The sequence below is a fragment of the Bradyrhizobium sp. CCBAU 45321 genome (genome assembly GCF_028128975.1).
Lineage (GTDB): Bacteria > Pseudomonadota > Alphaproteobacteria > Rhizobiales > Xanthobacteraceae > Bradyrhizobium > Bradyrhizobium yuanmingense.
Map to the genome: position 1 here is coordinate 1 of NZ_LFKZ01000006.1, position 2,382 is coordinate 2,382.

At 57.6% G+C, this 2,382-nt stretch carries 2 protein-coding genes and 1 pseudogene; all 3 read left to right on the top strand.

The features are described from left to right. Positions 1-216: 216 nt before the first annotated feature. A pseudogene (locus tag ACM43_RS00965) lies at positions 217-445 on the top strand (IS256 family transposase); the annotation flags it as partial. A gap of 103 nt (positions 446-548) precedes the next feature. Then, on the top strand, positions 549-716 hold the full coding sequence (locus tag ACM43_RS00970; protein WP_157786120.1) for a hypothetical protein: 168 nt from the start codon (positions 549-551) through the stop codon (positions 714-716). A 138-nt stretch (positions 717-854) separates the two neighbouring features. Then, entirely contained in the window at positions 855-1,145 is a 291-nt protein-coding gene (locus ACM43_RS00975; protein ID WP_050996341.1) for a DUF3768 domain-containing protein, read from the top strand. The last annotated feature ends 1,237 nt before the right edge of the window (positions 1,146-2,382 follow it).

The window sequence follows — 2,382 nt, forward strand, 5'->3', positions numbered from 1 at the left end:
ACTAGCCACGAACTTCTTGGCTGCCGTCCATCTCGCCGCCATCGTTGCCTATTGGATCAATTGAGTCCGAGCCCTAACTCGAGCTCTCGGCTCATCGTGTGCATCGGCCTGTCCGCACTTCGTGCTCCCGGTGCCTCTGTCCCGATGGTCGCACCATACGCCACGATGTAGGAACACCGCAGCGGAACGTTGGCACCGAGCCATCTCATACCGGTTACCAATCCCATCGAAAGCGTGTTCGCGACCGTGCGGCACAGAACGGTGCGCACCAAGGGCTCGTTGTCGCCGACCACCGCCAAGCCTGATGGTGTTCAAGCTGGTCATCGCCGCATCAAAGACCTGCCGGCGGCTCAACGGCACAAATCCAATGCCCAAGGTCATCGCAGGTGTCAGATTTAATGACGGCATCGAGGTCATCCAAATGCCGGAAAACCACGCCGCCTGATCACCTCGTCACCCAAAATCCCGCATAGCTCCAGTAGTGGACGCTCGCTCCGCCTCGGAACGAGCACCCGAATGGGTCGGAAGCTCGTAGCGAGGAGGACACGATGTCCAACATTTCTCTTGCCGAGAGAGTTCAAACGAGCCCCGCGATCTGCATGACGGCGGGGTGCAACAACACGGCCGACATGGAGCCCGATCAAGACCAGGGCTTCTGCGAAGCATGTGGTGGCAAGACGATCGTCTCGGCACTTGTGCTCGCCGGCCTGATCTAGGAGGGTGGCGATGCTGGTTCGCAACTACTACCACCCCGAAGAGTGCACGCGAGTGGAGCGACGTGTGGTCCGCATGACGCCCTACAGGCGCGAGGACGCGGAGGAGTGCGATGATGAATAGTATCGCCCTTCTGAACGATGCCTTCCGGCGCACTTCGGTGGCGGCAAGGCAATGATGACAATCGGAGCCGCCGAGCTACCCGACTGCGTAAGGCCGAGGCGCTCCGTCAGGTGGCGGATTTCTCCGGGTTTACAGAGGAGAACGATTCTCATGGCGAGCACGGCTTCGGAAGCTTCGACTTGGTGGGTCAAAAGTTCTTCTGGAAGATCGACTACGACGACAGGAAGATGCAGCAAGGCTCCGAAGATCCAAGCGACTCGGAAAGGACATTGCGTGTCCTCAGGCTGATGTTGGCAAGCGAGTACTGAACAGAACAAGAAATGGTCGCCTCCTATCCAGACGCTGCGGAAGAATGCTCCAGCAGGACGAAGCACCGTGGCGGGGAACATCGGAAGCCCTGCCGAACCCTCAGGGTTAAGCGCGCGATCAGTGCGGACATTTGCCTCGGACACTGCTTGTCCAGCCCTCGCCACGGCGAGGGCTTTGTATGGATCCTGAATGGTAAGTAGGCTGCTCTAGGATTCGTTCAGATCACATGACTCGGAGGCGCATTTGTCTAGCGAGCGATATGGAGATGACACCGAACAGATCTCTTTTCCGCGGAGGCGGAGTGGCGCAATGGGATCTGCATGTGCATAGCCCAGCGTCAAACAATTTCAGCGGCGATTGGCCGGCATTTGTCATTCAGCTCGGAACCTCCGACCGGCGTTACTAGGATCCCCGGTATCGTATGTCCGAACACAAACGCGGAGCCTTGCTTACCATCGAGGTGGCGTTCTCGGCTCTTACGCTATCGCTACCGCTCACCAAAAACTCGTTCAGTAAGTGCTGTTTGATTGTCGCGGCCTCCCGCTCTCCCTGTGAGGCAAGCCAAAGAATGCGCTCCGCGATCTCCAGCGCAGAGCGGTGCTCCTGCCCGATGAACGTGGAGCTAGCAAGTACTTCATCAAGGACGTTGCGGAGCATCTGCACCGTAGCAGTGTCGTAAACCATGCGCGAATACCCATCCCGACAAATCAATGAGCCAAAAAACACTGCGCGTCACTCCGACCAGCAGCGGCAAGTTGTCGGACCAAGCTACGTAGCACGCTTTGATTGCAGGTTTATGACCGAGCGTTTCCTCGTGACACAACGCGCCTCTCTCTGCACTGACAGGGTATACCCGTCCTACCGTCGGGATTGGGACATCGATGTCTTGAGGATGACGTAGTTTAAATTGTCTAGCGGCTCTTGCCTGAGTGAGAACTTCGAGTGTCCGTGTCAGATAATTTGAGACTGGCCAGGCTTTTCGAGAAGGGGGGCTCCTAGGCTTAATCGAGTTTTACGCTCTTTCTGGCCCAGGCGAGGACCGGGGCAATCATGAATCCGCTGCCATTAGCAGCCACAGGTTCCGCTGTTTGCGCTCGCGCAGACCTTGCAACCTACTTCGAACGAGGTTGGCAGTATAGGAAGCCCATCGGGTGCGCATCTGCGGTGACCTGCCACTGCATTTTCATCCAGCGGCAGTTAGAGTCTCGGGGTTTGTACGCCAAGTGGCGCGGGTGC

What these genes read in the sequence shown, in the direction of transcription:
- ACM43_RS00970 (WP_157786120.1), top strand. Translation starts at nt 549, where the DNA reads ATGTCCAACATTTCTCTTGCCGAGAGAGTTCAAACGAGCCCCGCGATC.
- ACM43_RS00975 (WP_050996341.1), top strand. Translation starts at nt 855, where the DNA reads ATGCCTTCCGGCGCACTTCGGTGGCGGCAAGGCAATGATGACAATCGG.